Origin of the sequence: Sphingomonas sp. ABOLH, from assembly GCF_003951715.1 — a bacterium.
Classification (GTDB): Bacteria; Pseudomonadota; Alphaproteobacteria; order Sphingomonadales; family Sphingomonadaceae; genus Sphingomonas; species Sphingomonas hankookensis_A.
In genome coordinates this window covers 1-24062 of record NZ_QQWV01000020.1, presented here as the reverse complement: position 1 = coordinate 24062, position 24062 = coordinate 1, and the positions used below count along the sequence as shown (strand labels likewise).

The window sequence follows — 24062 nt, the reverse complement described above, 5'->3', positions numbered from 1 at the left end:
AATCTGCTAAGCCATTGATTTAACATAAGATATATTATCGAACAAAATGGGAACGCTTCTTTATCGGGTCGGCAACAGTGGCTTAACCAGGGGCCGAACACTTAACTTGGCTCAATAGTCGAGGTTGCGTTTTTCCATCTGTGCGGCCGCGAGATCCGCGACCGGCCCAGCGCCTTCGGCCAGCTCGTAGATCGCTATCACAGCCCTGTCGCCGAGACGCTCGACCATTGCCTGGACTGCTGACCAGTTAGCCAGGTCGAGCGCGATCGACGTGCTTTCGTTACCGGACACGGCGATCGACCGCATCAGCCATCTTCGACCAGCGATCGGCCGAATACAGCATACGATCCCGAGCATGTGGCAGATCGAGCCGCTGCGCCTGGGCAAGATCGGCCGCAGCCCTCGCGCGGTAGTCGGCTGCGGTATCGGCCATGACGTCCCCTCAGCTTAGGCCAGCGTTTTTATACGCTGGCCCGTATATCACTTGCCATTCAACCGATCGCGGACCGCCTTGGCGGGCGCGAACGTCAGCTTGCGCGACGCCGCGATCGTGATCGCCTCGCCCGTCGATGGGTTGCGCCCCTGACGCTCGGGGGTGTCCTTCAGCTTGAACTTGCCGAACCCGTTGAGGCTGACTTCCTCGCCGGTCGCGACGGCCGCGGTGATGTTCGCAAGGATCGCATCGATGACTTTCCTGGCGTCGGCCTTTGCGAGGCCATGGGTGTTGGAGATCTGCTCGGCCAGATCGGATGTAGTCGTCATGAACACGTCCCGGTGGTGAATGATTGTACCGGCCTAGCCCGGTTCATGCCGAACCGCCATCGGGAGTTGCCTCCTGCGCGCTCATCTCACCCTCGTAGGGGCGGACGAGCTTCAGGGCATCTTCATGGCTCCCGTCGAGCCATGTCGTAAAATCGCGGGGGTGGAGGATCGCCGGCATCGCCTTGGGATGCCAGGGCGCGACGGCGGGGTTGGGAGAGGTGGTGCAGAAGGCATAGGCATCGCCGCGCTCGGTCGGCCGCCACAGACCGGCGAAGAAGGCGATGGGCTGGTCAGGCAGCGAGAACCACATCTGGCGGGGTTTGCCGTCATCGCCCTTCCCGCCCTCGGGATGTGGTTCGGCGAAATGCGTGAACGAGACCAGGCAGCGGCGATCGGGACTGGCGATCGACGGCTTCCACATCGACGATGAGAGATTCCGCGCATTGGTGACGAACTTGTCCAGCTTGACCGCCGGGTCGCGCTTGCTCGCTACCTTGGTCGGGAAGCCCCATTCCATCGCGATCGGCTCAAGCGGGCGGTTACGCTCCCCTGCCCGCCTGACGACCAGGCCATAGCGCGCGGTCTTCTTGCCGGTCGGGAAGATCTCGCGCGGCACCGGGTGGGTCTCGTCCTCGGGATACGGCGGCTCGAACCCGACCGACCGCATCACCGCGGCCTGTTTGGCGCTCAGGCGATATCGGTTGCAGATCGGTCCACTCCTTTAATCTGTTTGGCTCAGAAGAACTCCCGGCCACCACGATACTCGCGCCAGGCATTATCCCATTTCGTGCCGACGTCGCCACTCACCGGCCGCGCCCCGAGGTCGTACCCGGCCATCACGTCGTCGATATGCGGTGCCGGCGCCGGGGTGTTGAAAGGCGCGATCCTACGCGCCTTCAGGTGCCAGACATAGGCGAGCTCGTGATCGGTTACCGGCGGGGCCTTGCCCCACGCCACGTCCTGAAACTGGCGCTGCGCCGCGCCCCTCGGCCGGCGCTCGCGCAGACGCAGCGCATCGTAGAACAGCAGATGCTCGCGCAGCAGCGCCTCGTAGCGTTCGATCGTGCGCGGGTTTTCGCCGTCCTGCTCCACCGTGCCCACTCCGTCAGTGCGGGTGAAAATCCTCGCCAAACTCAATCCGATATGCTAGGCTTTGCAAGCCTAATTCTGACCAGCACGGTCGGCTATGGATTGAGGAAGGAGCGGCCGTGTTTAACAATGTTACTGGCCAATATGAGTACGACGCTCCTAGCCGGGATTGGGACAGGCAGAACGACGTTCCGCCCATTGGCGCGAATATCTATTTCAATCCTAACAATGTACTCGATCCAATGACGCAACGAGGCATTGAACTTGCCTCTGAGCGAACCAATTTTATCGAATACACCCAAAAACCGATAACGTCAGCGCGAGGTAACAAAATCCTCTTCGCTGTCATTATCGGACTTATGATCGTCGGCAATTTCCTTATTCCCGGCCATTCCTAAGCTGGAACCTCCTCGGATCGACCGGAGCGCCATCCTTCCATAATTCATAATGAAGGTGCGACCCGGTCGATTTTCCGGTGCTGCCAACGCGGCCAATCACAGCCCCGGCCTCGACCGTACTTCCTACCTGGAAGCCAGACCGATCCTGCATGTGGAAGTATTTGCTCTGTGAGCCGTCGCCGTGTTGCAGGACCACATAGTTCCCGGCACCGTTGGCTTGGAAGTCGTTCCGAATGACCTGACCCGAAGCTGGCGCGCGGATCTCCGTCCCGGCTGGCGCTGCGATATCCACCCCTCGGTGATGCCGCCCGGGCTCGCCAGTGACCGGGTCGATCCGACCACCCATTCCCGAACTCAGCCGCCCCGAAATCGGCAGCATCGCACGTTCACCGCGCGGGACTTCGTAAACATGGCTGGTGCCAGCTCCGATCCCGAGATTGTCACGGACCCAGTTGCGCGCGCCCTCAACACCGGGAAGTGTCGTCGTGATCCACGCATCATTGCGCTCTTGGACATGGTCACCTAGCTGACCCGCCGTCCCTCTCGCCTCGTCGACACCGTTCCCGACCTCGAATGCACCACGCGTGATGCGCGCTGACGCGTTCGGGATCGCGTCAGCGACATTGCCGGCCAAATCGAGATCGCGCGAGCTTTCCCGGATCGACACGTCAGGCCCTTGCGCCCTGACGCCGGCTGCGCGCTGGTTGCCCCATTGTTGTACCGCACCCGGGGTCGCCGAAGCAGGGCCATGCAACTGCCCTGACAGACGCTCAGGCACGCTTACACCCAGTTCGTCGCGGACCGATGAGACGCGACGCTCCATGAATTCGCCAAGCAGGATATCGCGCACCTGTTCCTGTTGCGGCGTGCGGGGCATAACCATGCCCGGCGTCCACCCGAACTGCGACAGCGTGTCGTCGCCGAGCAGTCGCTCCTGGGCATACACGACAAACTCCTGGCTCTCGTTCCGGTTGAGGGACCAGCCCCGCGCCGAGGCCTCTCTGACATCGTTGCTGACCCGCTGGAACGTCTCTTCGGCTCGAGTTGCTTCCAACGACGCCGACCGCGATTCCCCGACGCTGACGCCCAGCTTCTGCGACAGCGACCGAACTTCACTATCTCCGCTTGTGCTGGTTTCGCGCATAAATTCGTCGCGAGCCGCACGCGCTTGAGTAGTGTTTGTTTCTCTAGTCAGATAATCACGAGTTTCACTGTAGGCTTGATCTCCCGATATGTTACGACCTGTGTTCTCGTTGATAATTGAAGCTAGGCGCAAGCCGATCCCTGCCCTTCCGGTAACTCCCCACATCTTTCCAAGGGCCTCTAGACCCGCATTGGCATCACCAGTAGTTTGCGTAACTCTGGAAACATTCTGGCTGTCAGATACGCTTAGTCCAAATTTGTCCGTCAAACCTGTCGAAAGGCTCCGGGACGCCTCTGTCATCCGCGCGACGCTATTATTGAACCCGGACCCCGTCTCGGTCGAACTCCCGCGACGATGCTCAGCGGCCGTCAACAGATCCGTCGCCGTCGTCGCTGTCGCGTTCCAGGATTGCGATGCCGCGCTGCGGAGCGACTGGGTGTGCGTCTGCCCGTCCGAGAGCGCCCGGCTCATGCTGCTGTCGAACCCGGCGGTCCGCGTCGGCGTGAATGCGAGGTTCGAGATGCCCTGGCGGGTATCGAACGCGTTGGTCCCGTCCGCGAAGCCGTACGTCACGCCACCGTCGGCGTTGGTGAACGTGCCGACCGAATAGCCCGAATTGAACTTGGGCTGATCGTCGAACTTGTTCGCCTGGGTCATGCCCGACGTCAGGTTCTGGAATGAGGTATTGCCGTACGAGTAGTTGCCGGTGGTGCGCTCGGTCGCGGCCTGTTCGGCCGCGCTGTGCGCCGGTTGCAACATCGAGGTCGCATGCCCCGCGATCGCCATCGCGCCGCGCGCCATCCCGCCGGCGATGAACGGCACGCTCATCATCAGGAAGCCGGCGAGCGTCGAGATCGATTCATTGACGCTCGCCATGCCGTCCGAAACCAGCAGCGTCGGCCCGATCGGCGCCGCCGCGTGATAGAGGCTCGCCGCCCTGCTCATCACGAACATGTGCAGGATGACGTAGAGCGGCCCCCAGGAGGCGAGGTAGAAGAACCCGGTCGCATAGCCCTTGAGCGTCTGCAGGCCGGTCCTGGGGAACAGGAACAGCGGGAAAAGCACCGGGAACATCGCGTAGAATACGACCGTCAGGACGATGCCGAGAAGCGGCACCCAGGTCATCGCCTGCGTAGCGATCGAGGTGTAGGTGTTCTTGGCCTGGGCGTCCGCGCGCTGCGACGCATAGGCGTCCCACCCGGCGTCTGAGAAGCTCTCGCGCGCGGCCAGGAACGCGTCAATCATCGAGATCTGTTTCAGGTACGAATAGGCATCGGTCGAGGTGCCGTGCATCTGCGCCGCGACCACCGGCAGGTCATCGCGAATGCGCTGCGCCGCGATCGTGTCGGCGATGCCAGGATAGGCGTTCCTGGCGAACGGGATCAGATCCTTGTCGTAGGCCGTCTGCCACTGGGCATCCATGCGCGAATAGGCTTCGTTGCACGGGATGATCGAATTTTCGGTGGTGCCGGGACCGGTCGAACTGATCCAGCGCTGGCTGCGCGCCGGCGACCCCGGCCCGATCGACTCCCACAGGTTGCTGGTCTTGGTGAGATCGTCCATCGCCTTGAAGCCGAGCAGCACGTCATAGAAGGTGCATTGCTTGAGATGCTCGTCGAGGTTCGCGCGGAAGACGCTGTCGGTGATCTGGAACGTGCGCGCCTTGTCCATCAGCCGCGCACCGTAGATCATGCCGTTGTTGGTCAGCGCGAGCGCGTTGGGCATGACGAACACGGTCTCGGCCGAGCGCGTCATCCAGTCGCCGACCTGGCTGGTGAACGAGGCCATCACGCCCAAGCCCAGCGGCACATTGTCCACCACCGAGGGCGCGAGCGCGGGATTGATCCGGTCGGTCACCTTCACCGTGACGGTCGGGACCATCAGCATCATGTAGATGAGCGTCGACTGGAGGAACCAGTTGAACCACGCCCGCCAGTCGAGCGAGAAGGCGACGACGAACAGCGAGTAGATGAAGCCCATCACCATCACGACCTGGAGCATCGAGCGGTAGCCCCCGCCCCCGGTCCATGCCGCGACCGCGTTGAAGACGTTGACGATATATTCGCCCCCGCCGATCGTGAAGACTTCGAGCCCGCCCATCGCCGTCGCTCCCTTGCCGCCGTTACCGCAAGCCCTGCGCGCTGAGGCCGCGTCCGAACCGGAGCGAAGCCGACAACTGCGGGCTCATCGTGTTCTTGAGGGTGGATTCCATGAACTGGGTGTACTGGATCACCCGGTAGGTATTGGAGATCTGCCCGGCCATCTTCTCGCTGCGCCGCGACAGCTCGGTCTTCACGCTGTCGACCTGGGCGCGCCACGCCTTGAACTCGTCAGTCGAGACGAACTTCGCGCCCGCCTGTGCCTGCGAGATCGTGTCCAGCATCCGGTCGAGCATCGACATCAGCATGTCGATCGCCACCATCTCGGCGAGCGTCGCGCGATCGCCGCCCGACAGGCCCATGTGCGCCGCCTCGTTGACGACGAGGATCTTGTAGAGCGGGATCGAGGTCATTCCGAGCAGGGCGATCTCGTCGCCCGACAGCGCGGCGTTCGAGCGGATCTTGCCCGACATGCTGTCCATCGCCTTGAGGACACGCGTACGCAGCGCCTCGTTGGTCGAGATGCTCAGCTTGGTCGGCGTGGGCTTCAGACACCCCTTGTCGTCGGTCGTGTCGCACTGCCACACGTCGGTCGGCGCCGAGGCGGTGCCGTCGAGCAGCGCCTGATAGGTGTCCCAGCTGGCCGGCGCGATGAACTGGAACGCGCCCATGCTGTCCTTGGCCTTGGTCGCGTCATAGATGATCGTGCCGACCATCGTCATGAGGAACTCGGCATATTCGCGGGACGGCTTGGTCGCGCTCTTGGCGTTCAGCGCATACCAGGTGTAATTCTTCGACTGGACCAGCTCGGCGTCGTCGCCGGCACGCGCGATCGTATCCTCACGCTCGCCCTTGTTGGTGCAGCCGTGGCGCGCCGCGGCCGCGTCGGAGAAGAACCCCTTCGCCCCGCCGACCTGCTGGCAGATCGTCGAGGACGCCCCGTCCATCGCCGGCCAGAGCGAGCCGACCGCCTGCTGGGCCGCCTCGCAGGAGGACATGTTGAACGCGTTCAGCTGCTGTACGCGCTGGCTCATGTCCTTCATCACCCCGCCGATCTGCGCGGAGATGCTGTCGATCGCGAGCTGGAAGGCGAAGCCGATCGCGTTGTTGGCGGTCGCCTTGAGCATCGCCACGATCTCGTCGGCGTTGATGAACGAGAACGACCCGGCGAACAGGTCGATGCCGCCACAGCCGCCGCGCGCGCTGGGGAGCGCGACGCTGACCGGGTTGATCGACTTCTGCGGAAATCGGCTCCACAGCGAACCACCCGAGTAATAGCCCGCCGACTGCCCCTGGAAAGCGGTCGGGCCGGTCACGTTCGCGGCCGCGCCCGACTTGTTGAAATAGCTGTTCATCTCGCCCTGGACGTCGGCCATCGCCGGCGTCGCGACGAGACCTCCAATCGCGAGGATCATGCTGGCCTGCGCGAGAACCGCGGCGCAGAAGCGGACGATCGAGCGGACCATCAGAAGTCACTCCCGGGCTTGACGCTGGTCAGTGTGAAGATGCGGTTCATCACCTCGTCGGCGGCCATCACGCCGTAGCCGATCGGCATCGGCTGCTTGGTGACGGTGTCGAACAGGACGAGCGCGGGCACCTGCTGGCCGCGCATGCCCATCGCCTTGTACTGGCCGGTGTCGACCGTGTAGTTCGGGAAGGCCCGGGTCGGCCCGCCATCGAGCGAGATCGCCATGACGGTCAGACCAAACCGATCCGACACGCTGCGCATGATCGGCCCGAAGGTCTCGCAGGCGGCACACGCCGACGAATAGAAATAGAACACGCCGTACCGCTGCGAGATCTGCGACAGGACGCGCTCGCGATCGGCGTTACGCGTATCGAGCCAGGTCCGCTTGCCCAGCTGGCTGACGGGGCGCTGGAGCGTGTAGTCGAGGTCAGGGTTCTGCCACACCGTGCGCTGCCACATGTCGGCGAACGACGAGGCGCGGTCGAGCTGCTCGCGCTGGAAGGCGATATAGTGGCTGATATTCTCGGGCGTCGGCTCGAGGATCGCCCGCGCCTTCAGTTCCTCGAGCTGTTTGGAGATCGCCGCCAGTTGCTCGGCCGACGACCGCGTAGGCTGCGCCGACCGCTGCTCGGCGGGCTTGGCCTTCGGCTTGTCGCAATAGAACCAGGTGCCGAGCCGCCGCTCGCGGCAGTAGAAGTCGTCGCCGGTCTGCGCCGCGACGCGGTCGGCCGAGCCGAGATCGTCCGCGCCGCCGTAGCTGTCCTGGCCGCCATCGCGGCCGTCGTCACCGACATCGCGGCTCGACGACACCGAATCCGGCAGCGGCGTCAGGTCCTGCGCCGTCGCCGGCGTCAGCACGGGCGACGCGACCGAGAGGATGAGAGCGAGGGTCAGGGCCTTGCGCATGTCAGTCGTCCTTCTTCTTCTGCTTTTCGCGATCTTCCTGTTCGCGGCGGGTGAGGTAGGATTTGAGCGTCCCGAGGAGCGACGGCTCCTGAAGCGACACGAGCTGCGCCATGTCGTCGGCGAGGATACGGAACAGGTTGCCGTACACCCCGATGATGAGGTTGCGGGCGTGCCGGCGCGGGTAGAGTGTCTCGCCCCGGCGCAGGATGAGATTGGCGCGGATCAGCCGCGCGATCGTCGGTTCGAGATCGGCGACGCAGAGCTTCGTATCGAACCAGCTGTCGAGCGTCGGGATGAGGAACCCGGCCGGGTGCGGTCCGGCGCGCAGGAGCGCGATCAGCACCGCGAATTCCGCGACCGAAAGGTCGGGAAACGGACGATGGTCCGACAGTTGCGTCACGCCGGTCATTGGCTTTTCTTCGCCTCGTAATAGGCCTTGATCCGTTCCTGGATCTGGCGCGAGGTTTCGATCTCGTCGGGCAGCTTCGCGGCGTCGACGAACTCGGCATAGACCTCTGTGAAATCCATCACCGACAGGTCGAGGCGCGAGAATTCATCGAGCGTGAACCCCTTGCAGGTTTCCTTCTTGGCGCTGCCCCACGGCTTGTTGATCTGCGGGCGGCCCTGTTCCTGCAGGATGCGCGACAGCTTGCTCTCGAAGCAGCAATAGGCCGTCTTCTTGGAGGTGCAGATGCCCAGCACCTTGTCCGAGCAATATTCGCCCAACTTGTGGCACATCCCCATCCGGTCCTGCACGTCGAGCAGCTTCTCGTCGTTCGAGCACATGAACATCGTGAGGAACGGCGTCGCGAGCGCGGCGATCGCCACCGGCCCGCCCGCGATCGCGGCCGCGCCGGCAGCGGTCGTGATGAGGCCCGAGGCCTTGCCCGCGCAGCAGTTGACCAGCCCGAACACCGGCTTGTGGCAGGTCTGCCGCTTGCCCGAGAACAGGGTAAGCGTATCGGGATCGAACTCGGCATTGGCCTGGCCCAGCGCGTGCAGCCCGACCACGGCGTCCTTGAACTCGGTCGACGCCTCGCGCTCGACCGGTTCGCATTCGCCGTCGATGCAATAGACGTCATCACCGCAGATATATTGCTTGGGATCGGTCGAAGGCGGCGTCGGGACCGGGCATTTGTAGACCTTCGTCGTGACCTGGCACGGACCGGACTGCGGATCGTCGAGGCACTCGTCACGCAGGAAGGTGCATTTCCCGCCGTTCTCCAGATCGCTGCAATCGGACGCCTGGGTGATGCGCTGACAGGTGAACGGGCGCGACCACGCCCAGCACGATGCCGTGACCGACACACCGTCGATGATCCGCGTCTCAGGCCCCTCGGTGCAGACCTCCGGGCCGGTCGCGATGCAGGCGGTGTCGGACACCAGCGCCGGACAGCTTCCCTCATTGCGCGTCAGCGTGACCTCGCGCGTGCCCTCCTTCCTGAGGTACACCGTGCCGGTCGCGTAATTCTGGTGCGCCGGGATCTCGGCCTGGGGGATTTCGGCCGAGCAGGAGTAAAGCTGCGCCGTGGTATTCATCGACGACTGCTTCTTGCACCACTTGCGATAGGCCTCGACGTTGCCGCCGCCCGCCCCCAGTTCGATCTGCGCATCGCAGATATGCGGCGTGCCCGCCTCGACCCGGCACAGACCGGCGCCGACCTTGGCCTGCATCACGCTGTTGCGCGCGAACCCGCCGCCTTCGTTCTGGTCGCGCACGCCATAATAGAAGTACCTGAGCGTATCGACGATTACCGGGTCCATCCTGCCGGTGCAGGTCGCCGGGGTTTCCTCGAGCTTCGCGCCCTTGTTGCAGGTCGCCTCGTAATAATCGGTGGTGCCATTGGGAGGCAGCGGCTTGCAGCTACCGTCGGCGCCGCCCACCGACTGACCGGCGAGATAGCTGTTCGGGTCCTTCTCGACGTCCTGCGCGCGCGTGAGATCGCCGGCAGGCACGGTCACGACCTTGCGGCCCGGATCGGTGACGAGCTGCCACGCCTCGTTCGCGCCAGCGGCAGACCCGCCCGCCGCGATCAGCGCGTCGGGATCGTCGGCATAGGCTTCGCCGGGCTGGGTGCCGCTGCTGAAGCCCGGGATGGTCGAGGGCAGATCGGTCGAGGAGATGATGCCGCCCGAAGCCTGGCGTGCCGGGGTCGCCAGTGCCTTCGCCGCGGCGCGTGCCGCCGCCATGTCCCCTTTGGGATAGGTGTAGGTCGAACTGCTCGACTGCGCGCTCGGCTCGGCCGCGACCGCATTACTCGCTGCCGCAGGCTGAACCGTGCGGGCCATGCTGGCGGTGGTCCGCGCGGGAGCCGCGCTCGGCTCGGCGACGCTGGTCACCGTCGTCTTTGCGACCGGCGCGGATGAGGGTGTGGGGGTCGGGGTGGGTTTGGGGGTCGTGTCGCTGAAGTAGGTGTAATCGCCCAGGCCGTAGAAATCGCCGACGCCCTGCTGGCCCTGCTGGGTCGACTGGACCTGGGCGAGCGCCTGCGCTGCCAGGACCGGCGCCAGAAGACCGATCAGGATACGGCCCCCCCGCATGGTTCAGGGATTCCGGCCGAGGTTGGCGAGCGCGGTCCGCGCGACCAGCGCGCCAGGGCCATTCTCGCCCGCGAACGTCTCCAGCGCGTAGCGCACCGTGACGTTGCCCTCGATGCGATCGAACGGAGGCGGCGTCGTCTTGCAGGTGAGGCCGTCGCACGGCGTGAAGTCGCTCGACGAGACCACCATCGTCGGAACCGCGGTCACATCGAACGCGCGGAACAGGCGCGGGTCGATCCCGATCGAGGCGAACTGCTGGTCCTTCTCGACCACCTTGGAGAGCGCGGCGATGAACGCCTTCCCCGAATTGCCGGGGAAGCCCCGGAACACCACGACGCCGCCAGCGGCCGAGGTATCGGCAATGATCCGCTTCAGCGCCTGTTCGGGCATCGAGGTGGACACGAACACCATGAACTGCGGCGCGGTGCCCTGGTTCTCCTTGAGGTTGGCCGAGGCGGCCTGGATCATCTCGTCGAAGTCGACCGCGCCCGCCGGTCCCCTGGGCAGGCTCGCCTTGTCGATCGTGCGCATCTGCTCCAGCGCGACCGCCTGCACGGTCTGCGCATCCTTGCGGAACGCGTCGCCGCGCCGCTCGACCTCGTTCACGAGCGCGGTCGCGTCCTGTTCGGACTTCGCCGATCGCGCGCGGATCGCGTCGAGGTCGAGCCCCTCGACGGTCTGCGCGAGAACCGCGCAGCCGGTGCCGACCGAGGCGATAGCGAGCGCGGAAAGGAGGAACTTCTTCATGTCAGGTCCTCACAGCATGCAGCAGTTGCGCTTGCGCCAGAGCAGGTAGCCGAAGTCCTCGCCCTTGACGGGGAAGGCCCGGCCCGCGTCGGGCGGGAGCGTCGTCGCGCCGATCGGCGAGCAGGCATATTTGCCGCTCACCGTGGGCGTCGGATTGGTCATCTGGATGCGGTATTGCGACTTCTTCAGGATCGGCATGACGTACTTGTTGCAGAGCGCCTTCGATCCAGCGGTGCCCCAGGCCAGCCCTTGCCGGTGCATCTTGAACAGGAGTCGCTCGGCCGCGAGACGCGACGACTGGACCGGCGAATTGTGCGCCGCGATGTTGCCGTTCATCGGAAACATCGAGCCGTTGCAGCCTGAGCACCAGAACATCGGGTCGATCGGCAGCTTCGCGCTCGCCGCGACGCAGTCAGCCGCGCAGGCGGCGACCGCGATCGGATTGTTGAACAAGGCGACCTCGGGATTGATGAGCGTGGTCAGCACGTCATCGTTCCAGAGCGGATCGATCTCGGTCATGTAGGCTACGTCGAACGAGGCCTGCTCGAAGCACAGGAAGTCGGTCAGGATCTCCATCCAGTAGAGCAAGGGATAGACGTAATAATGCGCCTGCCAGTTGGCGCTGGCCTGGGTCGAACCGCCCTTGATGAGCGGGCCGGTATACTGCCCCTGCCCGATATCGAGCCCCGGATTGAGGCGAAGCCCGCCCAGGTTCGGGAAGCACCACGGCTTGGTGGTCACATCGACGAGCCGCGCCGGCTCCCAGAAGCCGATCGAGATGCCGATGCGCGGGATCGGTGAACCGCACGCACAGACCGGCAGGCTCGGGTTCTTGGTGTCGGGTCGGCTTCCCGGCCAGATATGCGCGCCGCCCACCGACAGCGGGAACAGGCAAGACCAGCAGACGTCGGTGATCGGGTTGACGAACTTGCCGGTGCAGTTGGCCGGGAGCGCGCTCGCCGGCGCCGGCAGCAGCGCGAACGCGGCGATCATGCCGAGGAGGGTGAGCAGGCGGCGGATCACGCCGCGCCCTCCGCGTCCGGCTGCGCCGCGAGGCTCGCGTCAAGGTAGGCGTTATCGGCGCGGTTCTTGGCGATCACATAGACCGGCACCAGCACGACCAGCGCCAGCACCAGTCCGGCAAGCGCGCCCCCTGCCCCGGCGCCGAGCACCGCGCGCAGCGGCTGCAACGCGCAGATGGCGATCGCCAGCGCGATCGCCGACCACAGGATCGCGCGCCGCATCGCCTTGAGGGCCGGCGTCTCGGGCGCGGCCATAGGCGTCCTGAGCATGTCGAGCCACATCATGCGCCCGCTCCCGGCATCTCGATCTCGCTGATCCTGAGCAATTGCCCCGCCGGTTCGACCACGGCGGGGACGCGCGCGATCCCGAAATGGCTGGTGAGCTTGCCCTGCTGGTCGAAGAAGAAGCGGCGCTTCTTCTCGCCCATGCGGTTGAACGGCGAGCCGGCGACGAAGATGATCTTGGCATTCTGCGCGGTCCACCGCTTCAGCGTCCAGTCGACCTGCGCATCGTCGCGGCCGTCGATGAACACGAGGTCGGTTTTCATCGCGACGAACGACAGCGGATTGACGCGCTGCCCCGCGCGCGCGACGAGCCGGCCCTTCTGGTCCTGGATATCCTGATCGAGCACGATCGTCGGGTCGAACGTCCAGCTGCGGCTTTCGCGCACCGCGCCGATGCCGGCGACGGGGATCGGGTTGCGCACGCGCTCCTCGGTCTTCTCACGCAGCGCGGTCTGCATCCGCTCGATGCCGCCATTGGCCTGCAGCGTCTTGAGCCTGGTGTCGATCGTCGCCAGCAGATCCGGCTCGGCGATCGCCCAGGTCTGGCCCATCACGCCGTGATCCTTTGCGAGCGCGCCCTGCACGATCGGCCAGGACGACGAGGCAACCAGCGCCACGCCCAGCGTTCCGCCGAAAAGGCCCGCGCGCCGGATCACAGGATGGGTGTCCCGGTGCCGATGATCTGCTTCGCGCAGGCAAAGCCGATCTCGCCATAGCGGCTGTCGAACCCGTCGGGGTGCGCGGTGCCGACATAATAGCAGCTCTCGGGTACGCGCCCGACCGGCCCCGGCGTCAGCACTTCGCCGAAGCGCGAGCGCGGCTTCATGTGGGCGACGCGGACGCCGTCGACATAGACCCATTCCCCGCGATGCTCGACCAGCGCGCCGGCCTCGCCGATCACGCGCTTGCCGAACGGTCCCGAATCCGGTCCGAAGTGGCGGCGCACCAGCTCGCCCTCGGGCGGCGCGAAGAACACATAGTCGCCCTTCGCGGGTACGCGGCCGCGCTGGATGAAGAACGCCCAGTTGGGGAGGCTCTCGCTGGCGTTTATCATGAAGGCGTGGGTCTCGCGCCACGCCGCGATCGAGTTGTAGCCGCCCCACACGATCCCGAGCAGCGCGACCGCGCTCCACTGGCGGACCCGCTTGACGATCAGCGCCTTTCGGGCCGCGCGGTGCCCGGCGACGTCAACCGCCGTGTGGGCCGCATGACCGACCCGCGCCAGCGCCTCAGTTGCCGCTGCCATCGACCCCTCCCGGCGCGGACTGGGTGACCGTCGCCTCGACCGGCGAGACCGGCGCAGGCCCGAACGGCGAAGCGGTCGGGACCGCCGCCCCTGGCGCGGCCGGCGCGACGTTCCCGGAGGCCTGGGGAAGCATCGCACCGACCGCGGGACCGGCCGGGGCGTTCGGCGCGGCCGCGGGGAGCGGCACACGCGCGAAGACCGCGCGGCGGATCTGGTCGGTGATATCGGGGACGTTCTTCGACAGCACCGCCTCGCCGACGAGGACAGTGGTGCCGCTCGCGCCGACCTTCTTCATCTCGTCGTCGAGCGCCGACATGAACGCCTGGGTCTGCGCGGCCACCTGCTGGGGCTGACCATTGCTGTGGCTCTGCGCCTGGACATATTCCGAGACGATGCCTTCGAGCCGGACGCTCGCCATCGGCACGGTCGCGGGCGGGGCCAGGAGATGCTTGGTCACCCACGCCCCCCACAGCAGCACCGCGACCGCCAGCGCGACCGCGACATAGGCGATGACGGGCAGCCCCTGCGGCTTGCGTCGGTCTACCTTGTCCGCGACCGGACGCCGCGGTGCCGCGCCGGCCGCGTCCTCACGGGGTGCCGGCGCCGGGGCGGACGGTTCCACCGCCGCGGACGCGGCCTCGGGACGATCGAGAACATCAACCATGACGGGGGCCTTTCGTGGAAGTGATGATCGCGCCGAGCAGGCGCACGCGGGTCACGGCGACGATGCCGAACGCGACCAGCCACACGACGAACAGCTGGTCGCCGAACGCCGCGCGGCGCGCCTGGTCGGCCGCGACGAAGCGCGTGCCGAGGTTGGCGACCTGCGAGAAGAAGCCGAGCGCGGTGAAGTCGCCGAGCATCAGGAAGAACAGGATCGCGACACCGAAGGTCGCGAGCAGCGTCATCGCCATCCAGCCCGACACGCGCAGCAGGATATAGCAGGCGTCGCCGATCGCGCGCGTGCCCGTGCGTTTCCAGTCGGTCGCAGCCGGCGCGTGCCAGTCGCGCTCATGCGTGAAGGCGTTCATTCCGCCGCCTCCACCCAGGGCTCGCCCGGAGGATTGTCTCGATATTCCTCGGGGAAGGCGACGCGCTCGATCGCCTCGTCCATCGAGCAGCCGAGCTCGATCAGATGCTCGATATCGGCGAAGGTCTGCGGGCTCGAGGAATAGAGCGTCGCCGAATATTTATCGAGGACGAGCCGCCCGACCGCCATCGATTCCGGCCCCTTGATGAGGATGTCGGAATATTCCGCGCCGTTGCGCTTCAAGGAACGCAGCAGGCTTTCGGTGTAGGGGTCCATGTCGAAGCGGCCGTGCTTCTGGAAATCCGAGATCGTGTCGGGTTTCTGCATCAGGATGACCGACCAGTCGGAGTTCTCCAGCGCCGCAAGGCTGCCTTCCGACTTGTAATAGTCGTTGAGAGACTGCGTCGCGGTGATGAGCGACGCGCCATATTTGCGGCAGGTACGGCTGTAGGTCTCGACGAAATCGGCCATCGACCCGCCGCGCAGCATCTGCCACGCCTCGTCGATTAGCAGCGCCTTGGGGATCTGGCGATCCATCCGGCGCATCGTCTGCGACGACATGAACATGATCGCAGTCAGCACGACCGAGCGCAGTTCCTCGCGGCTCGACAGGTCCGAGAGCTCGAACACGGTCAGCGCGTTCGACATGTCCACCGACGCCTCGCCGGTGAAGAAGCTGCCGTAGGTGCCCTTGCCCGAGAACGGGAACATCGCAATCGCGAGATCCGTGCCCTGCACCGAGCCGTCGGAGCCGAGCGCCTCGATCACGTCGTCGACGCACCCTCCCCTGCCCTTGGCCTCCCACACCTGGTTGACCGCGCGGTCGATCAGGCCGCGCTCGGTGTCGTTGAGCTTGTCGATGTGCCGGCCCATCTGCCCGATGATCGACTTGAGCATTGCGAGCGCGTCGACGAGATAGTCCTCGTCCTGCGCCACCAGCGTCTCGTCGATCATCGAGAACGGATTGAGGCTGAACCCGTCGCGTAGGCGAAACTCGACGAAGTTGCCGCCCAGGCTCTTGGCCATATGCTCGAACGAGCGGCCGTCATCGATCACGATGATCTTCGCGCCCACGCCGGCGAACGCCGCGCACAACTCCTGCAGCGCGACCGACTTGCCCGAGCCGGACTTGCCGAACACCGCGACATTGTGGTTGCCCGCCTTGTTCTCGAATGGCGACCAGAAGAAGGGCTGGCCGCGCCGCCCGATGAACATCAGGTGCGGCAGATGCCCGCCGAGATACTCGCCCTGGATCGGCAGCATGTTCGCCGCGGTCGAGGTCAGCATCGTGCGCAGCCGCTTCATGCGCTTCAGGTCGCTGTCGAGCCCGTTGCCCAGCGTCATCGGCAGGCACGACATGAACGCCATGATCTGGAGGAACCGCTCGTCGAGCAGGTCCCAACCGGCCGCCTTGTACATCGACTTGACGGTGCGCTCGTTGGCGTCACCCTGCCCCTTCGGGCTGATGATGCCGACCGCATAATAGGCCTGCACCAGCTTCTTGCCGAGGCGCAATTCCTGGGTGACATGCTCCCATTCGCGGCTCTGGTCCTTCAGCTGCGGGAGCAGCCGCGCCGACTTCGAGTCCGCGAGGCTCGACGTGCGCATGAACTTGTAACCGGCCTTCGACGAGGCGGCCTGTTCGTCCTGGTAACACAGGCACAGCGACGTGAGCGTCGGGCACCCCGGACGCAGCTTGTCGGAGAACATGTCGCCGATCAGCTTCTGCACGTCCCACGGCGCCCAGCGGTTCGGCAGGTTCCTGACCGAGAAGAAGCGATAGTCGAACGTGTCGGGCCGAATCTCCTGATACTGCGTCTCGCCCGACAGGTTCGTCACCGCGCGCAGCGGCTCGACCGACACCAGCAGGCGGTCGGCCTGGACGACGGTCTGGACGTCGCGCCGCACGCACTGGTCGGCGATCGGATCGAGGTCCGAATATTCCGAGACGTGGTCGGAGACGTCGAACGCCGGCGCGGTGATGTCGTCGATCAGCGCGATCAGATCGACCGGCTTCAGCCGGGTTGCCGGCATGTCGATCGACTGCAGGGTCGAGACGATGCTGTCGCGAACGCCGGTCAGCTCCTCGGGCGTCGCCTTGCCGCTGCGGATCGAGACCGACAGGAAGATGCGATGGTTGCGGACGTGGAACGGTCCGTCCTTCGACATCGACACCCATGCGCCGTGGCGCAGGAACGCCGATCGCCGCTCGGCGATCTTGCGATGGATGCCGCCCGCCTTGTAGCGCGGCAGCGCATATTGCGCGATCAGCGCGCCCACGCGCGGGCTCTGGAAGGCGAGCAACTGGACGCGCGCGCTGGGGGGCACGCTCTCGGACAGCATCTGTGCGATGATCTCGCCGGTGCGCTCGTCCGCGCCCATCAATGGCGCGAGTTCCAGCGCGAACGCGATGCTGTCGGTCTGGTAGAACAGGTCGTGCCGCGCGTCATAGCTGCGGTACGGCAGCCACTGCGACAGCATCGGCGCACCGTGCGACGGCGTGCCCTGATCGGGTGCGCGCGTATCGCCGAGCAGGCGCGCGATGAAGCCGGTCTTCGCCATGACGATCAGTCCTCCACGCGCGGCGAGAAGGTCGCTGGACGGTTGCCCGGCGCGCTCGACGCGAGTTCGGGCGGCGCCGGCTTCTGCGTCGCGGCGATCGGGACACCCTTGCCAGCAGCCGCGTCGCGCGCCCTGGCCCGCGCGGCCGCGACCGCTGCCGCACTCGGTGCGCCGACCGCGCTCGCCGCACCTGCAACCGCTGCCGGGGCGGCGACCTGCGCGACCTCGGCGGGCACCGGGGGAAGCGCGGCGATCGGCGCGCCGAGCTGCGAGAGGATCTCGGGGCTGACGTTGAGCGTCTGCGTCGCGGCGAGCGCCGAACCGTGGCCGTCGGTCGCCGCCAGCCACTGGCCGTTGTCGACCACCGCCTGCACCACCGCCGTCTCATGGAACCGCCCCGCGGCGTCGACATGCGAGGGGAACACGATCCGCAAGACCTTCTGCGGCCCGACCCCCGCCGCCTGCGCCGGCACAGGCGTCGAGGCATAGGCGATCCGCTGCGTTCCCCCGGTGTTGCGCGGCGGAGCCTGGTACGGTCCGGCTGGATGATAGCCGCTGTCGCCGGTGATCTCGGCCAGCGCCTTGTCATCGATGACGGTCGCCGGCGCGCAGCTGCCACCCTCGGGCGCGCCGCACGCGAACTTGCCCGAGATGTTGGTGCCCAGCGTGGTGCAGCTGGCGAGCAGTCCCAGGCTCGCGGTCATCGCCAGCGCGGCGATACGCTTTGCGCGGGCGTGCGGGCGATAGTCGGAAACCGGGCAGGCCGGCAGGCGGATCACGGATCGGGTCACGACTTGGCTCCCTTCAACCATTCGACGAGCAGGGCCTTGGGCCTGAAGCCCTCGATCACCGCCCCGTCGGAGCGGACGATGACGGGCGTCCCGTTGATGCCGTGCGCCTTGGCGAACGCCTCGTTCTCATCGAGACCGCTGGTGTCGCACTTCGCGCCTGCCGGGACCGGGTTCTGCGCATAGGCCGCGCGGACCGCCGCATGACGATCGCGGGCGCACAGCACCTGGTCGGCGATCTCGCGGCTTCCCAGCACCGAGATCGGTCGCTCGATCACGCGCACGTTCATCGTCTCGAGCGCCTGACTGAGCGCGCGGCAGTAGCCGCAGCGGAAGTCCGAGAAGACGGTGACCGTCTGCGTACCCGATCCCCAGGTGATCGCGCCCTTGCTCGACAGCCGCGACACATCGAGCGTGCGGGCGACAGCGGGCTGGGTCGTGACGCGCGCACCCGCCCGCGCCGCGCCTGCCTCGGGCGCATCGGGCGCGGCATTGGCCTTCGCCGCGCCGCCCACCAGCATGTCGGGATTAAGCGCGAGCAGCTTGGCGGCGGTCAGATCCTGTCGCGTCTCCATGTCATAGACGCGGCCGATGACGAGGTAGCGCGCCGACTTGTCGACGTAGAACAGGTTCGCGCCCGCCACGACCTCGCACAGCCCGTCGACCTTGGAACAGTCGATCGCGTCGACCTTCGTCTTGGGAAGCCGCTTCTGCAGCGCGACCTGGACCTGCGCGCCGATCGGCGCCTCGGCCGAGCCGGTCAGCAGCATCGCCGCCCCCGCCATCGCGCCGATCATGATAGTATTTGCCATGTGACCGCCTCCTCCCGGGCTCAGTTCTGGATGAAGACGCCTTCGAGGAAGACGATCTCGACATCGATGCCGGTCGGCATCTCGATGATGGGCTGGTACTGTTCGGCGCGCTCGATCAGGTATTTGCTGACCATGTCGGCCGACTGCGCGACGCCGTTGCCGATCCCGGCCTGGGCGATATCGCCGATGCCGAGTTGCTGGCGCTTGCCGTTGACGGTGACGTTGGTGCCCTGGAGCAGCATGTCGGTGTTGGCCGAGAAGCCACGCCCGAACCCGCCCGCTATCCCGGCGATGAAGGCCTGGGTGACGAGCCCGCCTTCGCGACTGACGACACGGCCGCGCACGCCGGTCTTGCCGGCGAAGCTGATGAAGCCCTTCACGTCCGACACCGCGAACCGGCCATTGGCCTGCGGACAGGTCATCCGCTGCAGCTTCACATAGACCTTCTCGGAAGAGAGATCGCCGCGCGCCGCGCCGTTGATGACGCAGCCTTCGATCCGCGTCGTGAGCAGCTTGCCGTTCTGGTAGACCGAGCGCGCCGGGCCGGTGATGCGCAGGATCACCGGCAGCGGATCGGTCTGCGACTGCACCCCCGCCGAGGCGTCGACGCCGACGATGACCTTCGCCTTCGCGATCGAGTTGGGCGGCAGGTAATTGGGGCTGTCGGTGTAGCTGGTCGTGCCACCCGAGATCCGAGTCGCGGTGCCCGAGGGGCCGCCCTCGAACGACACCAGCTTGATCGAGCGCGACTGCGACACCGCAGCCGCTGCCGCCTCGCCCGCCGTCATCGGCGCGCCGGGAGTGCGGTAATTGGGCTGGCCGGGGCCATACATCTGCGTCGGAGCCGGCGCGGCCGGCGCGGCGTTACGCTGCGCGATCTGCTGGCGAAGCTGGTCGTTCTCCTGCTGATAGGCGCTCATGACCCGCTGGCCATCGCTCGCCATCGACTGCTTCTCGCCCTGGAGCGCGGCGATCTGCGCCTGCAACTGCTCCATCTGCGCGCGCTGGCCGTCGACGCCCTTCAGCTGATTGTTGATCGACTGCATCTGCGCTTCGGATGCGGCCTGCCATTCACGCTGCGACATGTTCCGGTTGACCATGTCGTCGGTGGTGATCTTCACCTCCTTCCCGTCGGTGCCGACCGGCTTCAGCTTGGCATCGTCGCCCATGACGTACCAGGAGCCCAGCACCAGCGCGACGGCGCCACCACAGCCGAGGTAGAGCAGCTGCTTCTTGCGGACGGCATCGTTGCCGGCCATCAGCTCGCTGTCCCCGCCCTCCTCCGGCTCGGTATCGAGCTGCTTGGCACGGTTACGCTGGAAGATGTCCTTGAGGCTCATGGCCGCACTCCGTTGGCGAGGCCCGAAGGCGTGACGATATAGGCGGTGGTGGCTTCACCGGGCTTGAGGTTGGGGTTGGCGACCGAGACCGCGATCGCGTTCGACGGTGCGATCGTTCCCTCGCCCAGCGCGACCGGAACCTTGCCCCGGTTCTCGATCCTGAGCGTGCGGCCTGCGAGGCTGGCGCCGCGATACTCGGCGACCATCTGGACCTTGAGCGAGCCAATCATCACCGGGTCGGTGACCGCGGGCCTGACCTCGAACCCTTCGAGCGGCGCGGACTGGAACATCGCCTGGACCAGCGTGGCGGACGCCTCCTGCGGCGATGCCGCGACGGCCGCGACCTGCGTTTCCGCGGCGCCACCGATATCCTTGTTCTCGACGAACACCTGCTGCGCGTCGTCGCCGGCGAGCCGGCACGAGAATTTGTACACATAACCCTTCGACGTCGTGCCGAAGAACGACACGTTCGGCCGCGAATAGGCTTCCGGGACCGACACATAGATGTCGCCCCGGGTCGGTTCATTGACCACGGTGAAATCGTCGGTATCGACCCCGGTGGTCAGCTTCGAGACGCTGGCGAAGCGATCGTCCTTGAGGCTGACGCGGGTCAGCCCCGACTTCGACATCGTGCAGGCGACCTCGCTGTTGTCCTTTGCCAGCACATGCTCGTCGGCGAAGGCCGGCGCGGCGAGGACCACGCCGCCCGCCACGATCATCCCCGCCCCGATCAGGCGCGATAGCGAACACAGGCGCGATGCGAAGGCGGTCCCGCCCCCGATCAGCCCGACTGCGACCCAGGCGGTCATGCGTCGTCTCCGATGGTTGCCGCGGCGTCCTTGTCGGCCTTGGTGACCATCCCGAAGCCCTTGAGCTGGAGGGTCAGGCCGCGATACGCCCAATAGAAGCGGAAGGTCTTCGGCTCGGCGGTGACCGACTTCGAGCCGACGACGGTGTGCAGCGTGCCGGTCACTTCCGAGGTCAGTTTCTCGGGATCGACCTTCATGCCGGCGAGCGTGAAATACTGGCTGATGCTCGATCCGCGCTGCTCGTTGAGGATCTTCATCAGGTCGCGCTTGAGCGAACCATGTGCTTCCGGCGTGGCGATCGCCAGGATCGAGTCCATCCAGTATTCGAGATTTTCGGGCGAGCGGTTGAGCGTCATCAGCGCGGTGTCGCGCGTGACCATCTCCAGATACTGCTCGCTGACCCCGCTCGACGAGAGCGTCAACGGGGAGCGGACGATCGGCTGCAGGACGATCTCCCGGTCACGGGTCGCGCCGACTAGGAACAGCAGCACCACGAGGCCCGCGAGGACCAGCGCGACGATGCCGAGCATGTTGCGCTGCTTGAGGACGCGCTGCGACTGCGCGAGACCGACAGAATAATCCATTTAGCCCACCATCACGCGAAGGTGGGAGGGCGGCGTCGCCTTCAGCCCGGTAAAACTCGACGGCAGGTGCCAGTAGGCCATGTGGAGAATCCACGACGTGGCCTTGCCGGCTTTGAGTTTCCGAAATCCCCACCATCCGAGCAACGAGACCATCAATCCGATCACGACGTGCTGCGACAGGATCCCCCAGATGAAGGGGATCGCCATCGCGAGGAACTCGTCCAGCGTCCAGAAGCCGATCAGCTCCGGGTCGTCGAGATGCGAAGGGATGGTGTACCGGTCCATAAGCTAAGCCGCCCTCCCAGCGGTTGATCCAGCCGACGCCTCAGATCGTCGCGGTGACGGTCGAGGTGACGATCGGGATACCCGTGCCCGCGCCGACACCGACGGCGACGGGAACGGCCACCTGGCCGAGGCTGAAGCGGCCCGACGCCAGCGCGACGATGCCGCCGGCCAGGCTCATGACGGTGATGATCTTGCCGCCCGAGCCCTCGAGGAAGTCCGTGAACTTCGTCAGCGCGGTATTGAACGTCGTATCGGCGCCGGCGAACGCCGCCGACGCGCCCAGGACCATCACCATCGCGATGATCGCCAGGCCGAGAAGGACGCCATTGATCTGGCCACCCTTCGGCATTGAAAGTGCAGACATGCTCTTTCCCCTTGAAAGACGAAGCGGATTGCTGCGTCACCCTTAAAAGGGAGGAAGAAACTGACTCCCGCAAGATGGAAAAAAATTACACTATTTGTCTCGCGCCAAGTACATCTTGGTCGCCCGGAACAACGCCCCGCCTACTGCGGATTCTAAGGCGGTATGACTTGGATCAGTGTAAAAAAATTACACTATTTGTTGATGCGCCTTGCCGGAGGAGATCCGGTTACGCATCGTATCGCATCTGGTCGGCTTTATGCGGCCGATGGCGACACCCGCCGCTTTGTCGTACGGTCCGATATGCCCCAGGCGCTTTATACCTTCAAAGTGGATCACTCGCTGTTCCGCCTCGCCGTGGATGCGATGCGCATTCATTCATTGGCCACATGCGGATTTGAGACTGTTTCCGCTACCTCTATGAAAGGGTTGGAGAATTTCGTCGTTTGCCGTGATCCTGCCCCCTTTGTTCACGAGGCGCGAGATGCCGACATCCCCGGTCCGATTCGGGTCACGTTACGCATTCAGATGCACCAGAATGACCTGTTTCAGCGCGCGCGTGCCCATGCTGGCGACGCATCCGGATCGCTTGCGCCAATTCGGCTCACCTTCATTATCGGGCTACTCGCCGCATTTCATGGAACATTTACGGAGAGTTCATGAATCGCGCTGCGTGGCGGTGGTTGACAACGTGAACGGATAGATGCGTATTAGACCCCTAACGGGGGTCGCAGTATGTACCACCAGTCTACAAAGGCTTCAGTCTGCGAAGAGCGGCAACAACGTCTTCACGCGTTGTTCATGGCTGAGTGGCGTCTGAAGAAAGTGACAAATGCCGAAATGGCTCGCCGCCTCGGCAAGAGCCTTAGCCTCGTCAACAAAATCCGAGCCGGCCAAACGCCCTTCACAGGGCGACTGATCGACCAGTTTGTTGATATCCTGCAGATCGACCCTGTCCGCGCCTATATCGCCGTCGACATCCTTCACGAGCCGATGGTGTACTACAGCCCGAGGTTCGCGACCGCAGTTACCGAAAGCCTCGAGTATTTCTCGGCAATCCTTTCCGATCCCGACATCCCCGAGATAGTGACTGGCTCCGAACGCGGCATCGGTCGAACTGGGCTGACCGGCTGAAGTCGGTCGTCGACACTACCAGTCTCGAAATGTACCGCCCCGTCTTACCGTCACATCACCTTGCGCTAAGCGTCCGAGTGGCAGAATGACGCTTGCTTATGCCCAGCGACCCATCCGAGATCAAAAAAAGCACGCGGTCCATGCGCCTGAAAAAGGAGCGGGAAGACAATGCGGGGTACCGGCGGTCGACCGTGGCGCTGTCGCCCGTAGCATTAGCGATCGCAGAGCGACTTCAGGATCGTCTGGGCCTCGGCTCCAGGGAAGCTGTCATCAACGCGGTTTTCGAGCGCATCGACTCCGATCGATATCTCAAATACGAATTTCTAGGGCCAGAGGGCTTCCGTTCGCCACCATCGCTGGCCGAACCCGAGGCTTCAAACCACGAGACAGCGGACCACGGACATGCGGCAAAGGCCACCAGCTGACGAGTCGGGTCATGCCATTGTCGATTTTCTCGACGAGCATCGACTGCCGCACAGCCCCGAGAATTACGGCTTCGCTCACACCTATTTCGAAGGTGCTGACTGTCCGTCGTCAGAACATTCGGCACAACTCGCGGCGTAGATTAGCGGAGTGCGGACCTCGTCAGGGGGTTGATGTTAGGCGGCGAACTTGCGGTGCTGCAAGCGCCGATGTTCGATGGTCTGTCG

28 protein-coding genes are annotated in these 24062 nt (G+C 65.2%); 3 read left to right on the top strand and 25 right to left on the bottom strand.

All coding sequences use genetic code 11. The features are described from left to right. Window positions 1–111 precede the first annotated feature (111 nt). The 25 genes from CA237_RS10955 to CA237_RS10840 form a co-directional block, all read right to left on the bottom strand. Window positions 112–306: a hypothetical protein gene (locus tag CA237_RS10955; protein ID WP_126014087.1), complete on the bottom strand. Its 195-nt coding sequence runs from the start codon at window positions 304–306 to the stop codon at window positions 112–114. Beyond that, window positions 281–433 carry a hypothetical protein gene (locus CA237_RS19670; protein ID WP_164523865.1) on the bottom strand — a complete coding sequence of 51 codons (153 nt, stop codon included), beginning with the start codon at window positions 431–433 and terminating at the stop codon, window positions 281–283. The genes CA237_RS10955 and CA237_RS19670 overlap by 26 nt, the downstream gene beginning before the upstream one ends. 47 nt (window positions 434–480) lie before the next feature. Beyond that, window positions 481–762 carry an HU family DNA-binding protein gene (locus CA237_RS10950; protein ID WP_126014085.1) on the bottom strand — a complete coding sequence of 94 codons (282 nt, stop codon included), beginning with the start codon at window positions 760–762 and terminating at the stop codon, window positions 481–483. 43 nt (window positions 763–805) lie between these two features. Continuing rightward, window positions 806–1471 carry an SOS response-associated peptidase family protein gene (locus tag CA237_RS10945; RefSeq protein ID WP_277600135.1) on the bottom strand — a complete coding sequence of 222 codons (666 nt, stop codon included), beginning with the start codon at window positions 1469–1471 and terminating at the stop codon, window positions 806–808. Window positions 1472–1497: 26 nt separating this feature from the next. Beyond that, window positions 1498–1854 carry a hypothetical protein gene (locus CA237_RS10940; RefSeq protein ID WP_126014083.1) on the bottom strand — a complete coding sequence of 119 codons (357 nt, stop codon included), beginning with the start codon at window positions 1852–1854 and terminating at the stop codon, window positions 1498–1500. Window positions 1855–2229: 375 nt separating this feature from the next. Next, window positions 2230–5493, bottom strand: a complete 3264-nt coding sequence (locus CA237_RS10935) for a conjugal transfer protein TraG N-terminal domain-containing protein (protein WP_126014081.1) — start codon at window positions 5491–5493, stop codon at window positions 2230–2232. A 22-nt stretch (window positions 5494–5515) separates the two neighbouring features. After that, window positions 5516–6958, bottom strand: a complete 1443-nt coding sequence (locus CA237_RS10930) for a conjugal transfer protein TraH (RefSeq protein WP_126014079.1) — start codon at window positions 6956–6958, stop codon at window positions 5516–5518. Beyond that, window positions 6958–7866, bottom strand: coding sequence for a conjugal transfer protein TraF (gene traF, locus CA237_RS10925; RefSeq protein WP_064312069.1), 909 nt, complete (start codon window positions 7864–7866; stop codon window positions 6958–6960). Before traF ends, CA237_RS10930 begins: the two co-directional genes overlap by 1 nt. A gap of 1 nt (window position 7867) precedes the next feature. Continuing rightward, window positions 7868–8275 carry a hypothetical protein gene (locus CA237_RS10920; RefSeq protein ID WP_126014077.1) on the bottom strand — a complete coding sequence of 136 codons (408 nt, stop codon included), beginning with the start codon at window positions 8273–8275 and terminating at the stop codon, window positions 7868–7870. Then, entirely contained in the window at window positions 8272–10407 is a 2136-nt protein-coding gene (locus CA237_RS10915; protein WP_010409243.1) for a conjugal transfer protein TraN, read from the bottom strand. Before CA237_RS10915 ends, CA237_RS10920 begins: the two co-directional genes overlap by 4 nt. A 3-nt stretch (window positions 10408–10410) precedes the next feature. After that, complete coding sequence (gene trbC / locus CA237_RS10910; RefSeq protein WP_007406318.1) at window positions 10411–11154, bottom strand: type-F conjugative transfer system pilin assembly protein TrbC; 744 nt, start codon at window positions 11152–11154, stop codon at window positions 10411–10413. A gap of 9 nt (window positions 11155–11163) precedes the next feature. Further along, on the bottom strand, window positions 11164–12147 hold the full coding sequence (gene traU, locus CA237_RS10905) for a conjugal transfer pilus assembly protein TraU (protein WP_241215474.1): 984 nt from the start codon (window positions 12145–12147) through the stop codon (window positions 11164–11166). Window positions 12148–12173: 26 nt separating this feature from the next. Next, window positions 12174–12461, bottom strand: coding sequence for a hypothetical protein (locus tag CA237_RS10900; protein WP_069320829.1), 288 nt, complete (start codon window positions 12459–12461; stop codon window positions 12174–12176). Next, a complete protein-coding gene (traW, locus tag CA237_RS10895) occupies window positions 12458–13117 on the bottom strand; it encodes a type-F conjugative transfer system protein TraW (protein ID WP_126014075.1) in 660 nt (219 codons plus the stop codon). Before traW ends, CA237_RS10900 begins: the two co-directional genes overlap by 4 nt. Continuing rightward, the gene (locus CA237_RS10890; protein ID WP_126014073.1) at window positions 13114–13707 is read right to left on the bottom strand and encodes a S26 family signal peptidase; all 594 of its coding nucleotides are present in this window, start codon (window positions 13705–13707) and stop codon (window positions 13114–13116) included. Before CA237_RS10890 ends, traW begins: the two co-directional genes overlap by 4 nt. After that, a complete protein-coding gene (locus tag CA237_RS10885) occupies window positions 13691–14371 on the bottom strand; it encodes a TrbI F-type domain-containing protein (RefSeq protein WP_064312061.1) in 681 nt (226 codons plus the stop codon). The genes CA237_RS10890 and CA237_RS10885 overlap by 17 nt, the downstream gene beginning before the upstream one ends. Continuing rightward, entirely contained in the window at window positions 14364–14738 is a 375-nt protein-coding gene (locus tag CA237_RS10880; RefSeq protein WP_064312060.1) for a hypothetical protein, read from the bottom strand. Before CA237_RS10880 ends, CA237_RS10885 begins: the two co-directional genes overlap by 8 nt. Then, complete coding sequence (traC, locus tag CA237_RS10875; protein ID WP_064312059.1) at window positions 14735–17299, bottom strand: type IV secretion system protein TraC; 2565 nt, start codon at window positions 17297–17299, stop codon at window positions 14735–14737. Before traC ends, CA237_RS10880 begins: the two co-directional genes overlap by 4 nt. 5 nt (window positions 17300–17304) lie before the next feature. Further along, window positions 17305–18090: a hypothetical protein gene (locus CA237_RS10870; RefSeq protein ID WP_064312058.1), complete on the bottom strand. Its 786-nt coding sequence runs from the start codon at window positions 18088–18090 to the stop codon at window positions 17305–17307. Beyond that, a complete protein-coding gene (locus CA237_RS10865) occupies window positions 18087–18899 on the bottom strand; it encodes a DsbC family protein (RefSeq protein ID WP_064312057.1) in 813 nt (270 codons plus the stop codon). Before CA237_RS10865 ends, CA237_RS10870 begins: the two co-directional genes overlap by 4 nt. Before the next feature lie 20 nt (window positions 18900–18919). After that, entirely contained in the window at window positions 18920–20239 is a 1320-nt protein-coding gene (locus CA237_RS10860; RefSeq protein ID WP_066760161.1) for a TraB/VirB10 family protein, read from the bottom strand. Continuing rightward, window positions 20236–21048 (bottom strand): type-F conjugative transfer system secretin TraK, encoded by an 813-nt coding sequence (locus CA237_RS10855; protein ID WP_007406304.1) that lies wholly within the window; start codon window positions 21046–21048, stop codon window positions 20236–20238. Before CA237_RS10855 ends, CA237_RS10860 begins: the two co-directional genes overlap by 4 nt. Next, window positions 21045–21632 (bottom strand): type IV conjugative transfer system protein TraE, encoded by a 588-nt coding sequence (locus CA237_RS10850; RefSeq protein WP_007406332.1) that lies wholly within the window; start codon window positions 21630–21632, stop codon window positions 21045–21047. Before CA237_RS10850 ends, CA237_RS10855 begins: the two co-directional genes overlap by 4 nt. Further along, window positions 21633–21917 carry a type IV conjugative transfer system protein TraL gene (gene traL, locus CA237_RS10845; protein ID WP_007406330.1) on the bottom strand — a complete coding sequence of 95 codons (285 nt, stop codon included), beginning with the start codon at window positions 21915–21917 and terminating at the stop codon, window positions 21633–21635. 40 nt (window positions 21918–21957) lie between these two features. After that, window positions 21958–22281 carry a hypothetical protein gene (locus CA237_RS10840; protein ID WP_007406353.1) on the bottom strand — a complete coding sequence of 108 codons (324 nt, stop codon included), beginning with the start codon at window positions 22279–22281 and terminating at the stop codon, window positions 21958–21960. Between the two features lie 162 nt (window positions 22282–22443). Here CA237_RS10840 and CA237_RS10835 point away from each other — a divergent pair, with 162 nt between their 5' ends. The 3 genes from CA237_RS10835 to CA237_RS10825 all read left to right on the top strand — a co-directional run bounded on the left by CA237_RS10835 (window position 22444) and on the right by CA237_RS10825 (window position 23837). After that, on the top strand, window positions 22444–22941 hold the full coding sequence (locus CA237_RS10835) for a hypothetical protein (protein ID WP_126014072.1): 498 nt from the start codon (window positions 22444–22446) through the stop codon (window positions 22939–22941). Between the two features lie 138 nt (window positions 22942–23079). Further along, on the top strand, window positions 23080–23412 hold the full coding sequence (locus CA237_RS10830) for a helix-turn-helix transcriptional regulator (protein ID WP_066782291.1): 333 nt from the start codon (window positions 23080–23082) through the stop codon (window positions 23410–23412). 140 nt (window positions 23413–23552) lie between these two features. Beyond that, on the top strand, window positions 23553–23837 hold the full coding sequence (locus CA237_RS10825) for a hypothetical protein (protein WP_066782290.1): 285 nt from the start codon (window positions 23553–23555) through the stop codon (window positions 23835–23837). The last annotated feature ends 225 nt before the right edge of the window (window positions 23838–24062 follow it).